The 7,225-nt window shown below is 38.9% G+C and carries 8 protein-coding genes; all 8 read left to right on the forward strand.

Annotation, left to right across the window (positions count from 1 at the left end):
* Window positions 1-1,914, forward strand: a complete 1,914-nt coding sequence (gene pknB, locus EUI_RS0106965) for a Stk1 family PASTA domain-containing Ser/Thr kinase (protein WP_010017041.1) — start codon at window positions 1-3, stop codon at window positions 1,912-1,914.
* 46 nt (window positions 1,915-1,960) lie between these two features.
* The gene (rsgA, locus tag EUI_RS0106970; RefSeq protein ID WP_010017042.1) at window positions 1,961-2,866 is read left to right on the forward strand and encodes a ribosome small subunit-dependent GTPase A; all 906 of its coding nucleotides are present in this window, start codon (window positions 1,961-1,963) and stop codon (window positions 2,864-2,866) included.
* 17 nt (window positions 2,867-2,883) lie between these two features.
* A complete protein-coding gene (rpe, locus tag EUI_RS0106975; RefSeq protein ID WP_010017043.1) occupies window positions 2,884-3,540 on the forward strand; it encodes a ribulose-phosphate 3-epimerase in 657 nt (218 codons plus the stop codon).
* Window positions 3,540-4,184: a thiamine diphosphokinase gene (locus tag EUI_RS0106980; protein WP_010017044.1), complete on the forward strand. Its 645-nt coding sequence runs from the start codon at window positions 3,540-3,542 to the stop codon at window positions 4,182-4,184. The genes rpe and EUI_RS0106980 overlap by 1 nt, the downstream gene beginning before the upstream one ends.
* 45 nt (window positions 4,185-4,229) lie before the next feature.
* A complete protein-coding gene (gene trxA / locus EUI_RS0106985; RefSeq protein ID WP_010017045.1) occupies window positions 4,230-4,544 on the forward strand; it encodes a thioredoxin in 315 nt (104 codons plus the stop codon).
* 89 nt (window positions 4,545-4,633) lie between these two features.
* Window positions 4,634-4,834: a 50S ribosomal protein L28 gene (gene rpmB, locus EUI_RS0106990; RefSeq protein ID WP_010017046.1), complete on the forward strand. Its 201-nt coding sequence runs from the start codon at window positions 4,634-4,636 to the stop codon at window positions 4,832-4,834.
* 258 nt (window positions 4,835-5,092) lie between these two features.
* A complete protein-coding gene (locus tag EUI_RS0106995) occupies window positions 5,093-5,452 on the forward strand; it encodes an Asp23/Gls24 family envelope stress response protein (protein WP_010017047.1) in 360 nt (119 codons plus the stop codon).
* 7 nt (window positions 5,453-5,459) lie between these two features.
* Window positions 5,460-7,160, forward strand: coding sequence for a DAK2 domain-containing protein (locus EUI_RS0107000; RefSeq protein WP_010017048.1), 1,701 nt, complete (start codon window positions 5,460-5,462; stop codon window positions 7,158-7,160).
* Window positions 7,161-7,225 lie beyond the last annotated feature (65 nt).

Below are 7,225 nucleotides of genomic sequence, written 5' to 3' on the forward strand. Positions count from 1 at the left end.
ATGTTACCAGATACAGTGATAGACAATCGTTATAAAATTATCAAATCGCTTGGCGGGGGTGGCATGGCCAATGTTTATTTGGCACATGATGAATTTTTGGATCGCGACGTCACATTTAAAATGATGCGTTTGGATATGAAAAACGATGTTGAATTAGCCAAGCGTTTTCAGCGTGAGGCTATTTCAGCAACGGAATTGGTTCATGATAATATTGTTCAGGTATATGACACTGGGGAATACGAAGGAACACAATATTTGGTGATGGAATATGTAGCAGGTAATGATTTAAAGTCATTCATTGCCGAGCATTTTCCAATTCCGTATCAACAAGTAGTTGACATCATGACGCAAGTGTTAAGTGCAGTGCAAGCAGCACACGACGCTGACATTATTCATCGCGATTTAAAACCACAAAATATCTTAATTGACAAAAATTGCCAAGTGAAAATTACCGATTTTGGCATTGCAATTGCAAAATCAGTTCAAGATATGACACAAACAAATACTGTTATCGGGTCAGTTCATTACTTATCACCTGAACAAACGCGTGGCGGGCTTGCGTCAGCAAAATCAGATATATATGCGCTAGGCGTTATGCTTTACGAAATGCTGACCAAACAAGTTCCTTACGAAGGTGACACACCAGTTGCAGTTGCAATGAAACATACGACTGAAGAGATGCCATCTGTTCGTGATTTTGATCCGCGAATTCCGCAAGCCTTAGAAAATGTTATCTTAAAGGCAACAGCCAAAAGACCACAAGATCGTTATTTAAGTGCTGCAGCGATGTCTGAAGATTTGAATACGACGTTATCACCTAGGCGCTCAGACGAAATACGATTTGCACCGATGTCAGACACAATAGACGAGACACGCATTATTCCAATGGCTCAAATTCAAGATCAGTTAAAGACTGGTGTGTCATCTGATAAAATTTTCCCAGACGAAGTACCTGAAGAACCCTCAATAAAAGATGTTATTATATCACATGGTAAAAAGGGTTATTCTGTTAAAGATATTGCGCATATTGTTGATCGCACACCCAACTACGTCCGTAGTGTTTTGCGAGGGAATGGCATTAAATTTCGTAAGTCATCTAAATGGCCTTGGGTGCTAGTAGGACTTATTTTAATGGCTGTTGCTGTGACCGTTTTCTTAAATTATCAATCCAATAAAACGACTGTACCAAATGTCATTAATTTGACACAAGATCAAGCGACAATGAAAATCAAAAAAGCTGGTTTGGTTGTTGGCACTGTTAGTTCAACACCGTCAAAAACAATTACTAATGGGCATGTTGTTCGTACAACACGAAGTAGTGGTGCAGAAGCAAAAAAGGGAGATACAATTAATTTGATTATATCTTCTGGACGTGCTAAAGTACGTTTTGGTGATTATGTTGGTTCAGACTATGATGTGACTGCGACACAACTTCGTGCCCAAGGGTACTCTGTGACAAGAAAAGATAGTCCTTCTGATAGTGTGTCAGAAGGTAGAATAATTTTACAGTCTGTTGACGCTAATGGCAAAGTGGATCCGACTGCAACAAATGTTGAATTCACAGTTTCTACTGGTGCGCAACGAATTAACGTACCAGATTTTACCGGAAAAAGTACACAAGAACAAGTACAAAGTTGGGCCAGTGAGCATGATATTGTGGTTAACTTTAATACACAATATGATGGTAATACAAAAAAAGATCATGTGATCAGTCAGTCCATTCGTGGTGGCTCAAGTATTACTAAAGATATGGTGTTACTTGTGACTATCTCACAGGGTCCTCAGGTTTCATCAAGTGATTCTTCTGATGATTCAAGTTCATCGGATGGATCATCTTCGTCAAGCAGTTCAAGCTCATCTAGTTCATCATCATCTTCATCAAGCAGTGCCTCAAGTAGTAAAAATAAGAACTAAAACAACATCAGTCGATTATAATCGGCTTTTTTGTTATAATAATGATATGAAAACAGGACGAATTATTCGATCATTAAGTGGTTATTATGATATACAAATTTCAAATGGCGAGGTGCAGCGCACGCGCGCACGTGGTGAGTTTCGAAAATCAGGACAAAAACCGCTTGTTGGTGATTTTGTTGACTTTGAGAGTGAAAATGATGAAGGGTTAATTTGGAAAATTTATCCGAGAGAAAATGTGCTAGTTCGGCCACTGATTGCAAATATTGATGTTGCCGTAATTGTAACAGCACTTAAAGAACCAGATTTTGCACCGAATTTGCTAGACAGGCAGTTAGTCGCATTAGCAGCAGCCCGCGTGACACCATTGATTTATTTTACAAAGGCAGATTTATTAACTGAATCAGAGTATATTCATGCAATAGAAGTGTCAAACCGCTATTTGAAAATAGGCTATACGACAATATTACCAGCCATGAATAATATAAATGGTAATTTTTTTGAATTACGCTCTGAACTGCGAGGTAAAGTTGCTGTATTCATGGGACAAACGGGTGCTGGAAAATCAACACTACTAAATCATTTGTCACCTGAGTTAGGACTTGAAACAGGTATTGTTTCAAAGGCCCTGAGTCGTGGGAAACATACAACTCGGCAAGTGACACTTATTCAGGTTAATGATGCCTTGATTGCTGATACACCAGGATTTTCGTCGTATGAAGTTTTTGATTTTCCAGTTGAGCAGTTAGCTGATTATTTTCCTGAATTTGTTGCTGTACGTCAAAATTGTCGTTTTCGTGGTTGTTTACATCTCAATGAACCGGGATGTGCCGTCAAGGAAAGCGTAACTGTTGGCGCTATAGCACAATCACGGTATAATAGTTATAAGGCCTTTTATGATTTGATCAAATCGCAAAAGCCAAGATATAATACAGATAATCGAAACATTTAGGAAGAAGGAATAGTAACATGGCAGGAATTATTGCACCATCTATATTAAGTGCTGATTATACAAATTTAGAGCGTGATGTGAAACTTGTGGAAAGCGCTGGCGCTGAATATTTGCATATTGACGTGATGGATGGGAATTTTGTACCATCGATTTCTTATGGCCCAGGTTGGGTTAAACAGTTACGTCCAGAAACAAAAATGGTGTTGGATGTGCACTTAATGGTCATGAATCCCGAAAAAATTGTTGATGAATTTGCCGATGCTGGTGCGGATATCATTGGTGTGCACGTGGAGGCAACGCCACATATCCATCGTGCATTGCAAATGATTAAGAATAAAGGTGTTAAAGCCGAAGTTGTGATCAATCCAGGAACACCTGTATTAGCAATTGAATCAGTTTTGGATATGGTTGACCAAGTACTTGTGATGACGGTTAATCCTGGTTTTGGCGGACAGAAATTTTTGCCCTCTGCCATTGAAAAAATTGCACAATTAAAAGCTATCCGTGAAGAATTAGGTTATAATTTTGATATCGAAATTGATGGTGGTGTGAATAATGAAACGATCACTGCTGCATTTGAAGCAGGTGCAAATGTCTTTGTTGCGGGATCATATGTATATGATAAAGTTGATCCTGCCGCTAAAATTACTACCCTGAAAGACCTGACAAAATAATGCAAATTAACATTTTGGCAGGTGGGGAAACGACGTTATGGCCGAGTGATTTGTTTAATCTTCCAGGCCTCTGGATTGGGGCTGATCGCGGCGCATGGCGATTATATCAGCATCATATACCGATGTTGATGGCTGTGGGCGATTTTGATTCACTGACTCCTGATGAGTTGCATGTCCTTGAATCGCATCTAAAAGCAAACGAAATTACACGTGTCAAGGCTGAGAAAGATGAAACTGATACGGAGCTTGCGTTATTATACGCGCAAGCTCAAAATCCGGATAGCATTAATATTTTTGGCGCAACAGGGGGACGACTTGATCATCTATTAAGTAATTTATGGTTGTTAGCAGACCCCACCTTTGAAAAAATTGTTGAAAAAACAAAAATTATTGACAATGTTAATAGTGTGAGCTATTTAAAACCGGGTTTAAAAACAGTTAGCAGGATACCAAGTGCAAAGTATCTTGGATTTATGCCGCTTAATTCAGTTTCTAACTTTAAGATAATTGATGCAAAATATCCGTTGACCTTAACGGATAATGTTTACAAAATGTGGTCGTCAAATGAGTTTGTCAGTAATATGGTACATGTGAGCTTTGATACCGGCGTTATTATGGTTACGCAAACAAGAGATAAAACATAATGGTATTAGAAAAGTAAGTAAATCTATGTTTATGAGGATAAAATTATGACAGTGGAAATAGTTGAAGATGCAACATTTGAAAAAATGACAGCCAGTGGAGTCAGTATTACAGACTTCTGGGCAACTTGGTGTGGCCCTTGTCGTATGCAATCACCAGTATTAGAAGCGCTCTCTGAAGAGGTGGACAACGTTGATTTTGTTAAAATGGATGTTGATGCTAACCCTGATACACCAGCAAAATTTGGTATTCGTGCTATTCCAACGCTACTCGTTCAAAAAAATGGTGAGGTTGTTGAGCGGCTAACTGGTTTCCATACGAAAGATCAATTAGCGGCTGTTTTGTCAAAATATACAAAATAACTTGCCAAAGTGCTTTTAATCTGGTAGAATTTACTAATGTTGTAGAAAGAGCCTTTTTTAAAATAATGGCTCGAAAAGGAGGGTCGAACATGGCAAAAGATGCTATTACAGGCGCACGCACACGTTTTGGTAACCAACGCTCACACGCGTTGAATTCAAGTCGTCGTAGCTGGAAGCCAAACTTGCAAAAAGTGACTGTTAAGATTAACGGTGCTCCTGCAAAGAAAGTTTATTTATCAGCGCGTACTTTGAAGTCTGGATTGAAGACCGGAACTATCGAACGCGTATAAACGGCAGTACGATTGAAGTTGTGCTAGAATATTGCGCATAACTGACATAAAACGACCACCACTCCGGTGGTTTTTTTATGTCAAAGAGTTGATTGCTAGGATACGTTTATTGTTGAGATATGTTAAAATAATAGCAGTAGACCTTTCAAGGAGGAAATGCATTAACTCGATTGTTCTCAAACTATTCATGCTACAAATTGATATGATTATTTTGTAGCATGACTGTTAGCGTATTTCTGAGTTAATGTTTTAAATATTATGGCAATCAAAATTAAAACTAAAATTGGTGAAATTACAATTGAAAACGATGTTATTGCGACCATTGTTGGTGGTTCTGCTATTGAGAATCCTGGGGTTGTTGGTATGGCTTCTCGAGCAACATTCCGTGATGGTATGAACCAGATTTTAAATCGCGAAAATTATGCTAAAGGCGTTGTCATTCATCAAGAAGAGAACGGCGTAAACGTGGATGTTTATTTGGTTGCGCAGTATGGGACAAAATTATCAGAAATTTCTAAATCAGTTCAAGGTAAAGTAAGATATAATCTCGACGCACTACTGGGAATTCACGCAACGGAAGTTAACGTGGTTGTTCAAGGTGTTCGCGTCACGGACTAGGAGTATCATGACTAAAATTACGACAATTACCAATGTTGAATTTGGTAAGATGATTAATGCTGCAGCAGCAGCGCTTGCCGCAAATGCGGATACGATTAATAAATTAAATGTTTTCCCTGTGCCAGATGGTGATACAGGGACAAATATGAGTCTGTCAATGGCAAGTGGCGCACAGTATGAGCGTGATGCGCTAGATACAGATATTAGTACGCTTGCTAAAGCAACGTCTAAAGGGCTTTTGATGGGAGCGCGTGGTAATTCTGGCGTTATCTTATCACAAATATTCCGTGGATTTTCTAACTCAGTTGAAGGTAAAAAAACGTTATCGGCACGTGATTTGGCTGACGCCCTGATGTCAGGGGCTCAGGTGGCTTACAAGTCTGTTATGAAGCCAACAGAGGGTACAATTTTAACAGTCATTCGCGAAGCAGCATCAAAAGCAAATAAAGTAGCTGATGAGACGGATGATTTAGTTAAACTAATGCATGCTGTCAATGAAGCAGCACAAATTGCGTTGGCATCAACACCAGATCTATTGCCTGTACTAAAACAAGTTGGCGTTGTGGATTCTGGTGGTCAAGGACTTGTTTTTGTGTTGCAGGCATTCTATCAAGTATTAAGTGGCGACTTTAATGAAGCAGACCTTAAAACGCCTGATAATGCTGAATTAGATCAAATGGTCAAAGAACTACATGCGGGTGCACAAGCGAACAGTCATTTAGACCCCCGAAGTATAGAATATGGTTATTGCACAGAGATTATGGTGCAAATTGCTAAGGGGACAACATATGATCACGAATTTGATTATGAAACCTTCTATCATCATCTATCACAACTTGGTGATTCATTACTTGTCATCAATGATGATGAAATTGTTAAAGTTCATGTTCATACAGAAGATCCAGGAGAAATTCTGCGTTGGGGAACTCATTTTGGTTCATTAGTCAAAGTTAAAGTCGATAACATGAGAGATCAACAGCAAGCAGTTATTGATGCACAACGTACAGAAGAAGCACAAATGGCTAAAATGGCTGCAGCAGCAGTACCTGCTTCTGATACGGCAGTCATTGCAATTTCAGCAGGAGATGGTGTCGCTGACTTATTCAAAAGTTTAGGGGTGCATACAGTTATTTCTGGTGGACAGACGATGAACCCATCAACGGCTGATATTGTTGATGCCATTAAAGCTACGGGTGCTAAAAGTGCTTTGATTTTACCAAATAATTCAAATATTTTCATGGCTGCTGATCAAGCTGTTGATTTGGCTGATATACCAGTACGTGTTGTCAAAACGCGCACCGTTCAGCAAGGTTTAACAGCTATGATGGGATACAATCCGGAATCAGAATTATCAGACAATGCTGATGAAATGGCTTCAGTGATGTTAGATGTCAAGTCAGCCCAAATCACAAAAGCTGTGCGAGATACTAAGCTAAATGGTATGACTATTAAGCATGGTGATTGGATGGGAATTCTTGATGGCGAGATTGAAGTTGTGACAAAGAAACTACTTGATGCTGCCAGTCAATCGGTGGTAAAAATGATTGATGATGATTCTGAAATTGTGACGATTATCTATGGTGAAAACACCAATCAAAAGGATGCTGAAAAACTGCAAGAGGCTATTTTAGCTCTTAATGACGGTCTTGAGATTGAAATTCATAATGGAAAGCAACCATTATATCCATTCTTGATTTCAGTTGAATAAGCGATGTATAGCAATTAGTATTTAAAAACTCTGGCACAATTATAATTGTGCCAGAGTTTTTAAAT

Origin of the sequence: Leuconostoc gelidum subsp. gelidum KCTC 3527, assembly GCF_000166715.1 — a bacterium.
GTDB lineage: Bacteria > Bacillota > Bacilli > Lactobacillales > Lactobacillaceae > Leuconostoc > Leuconostoc gelidum.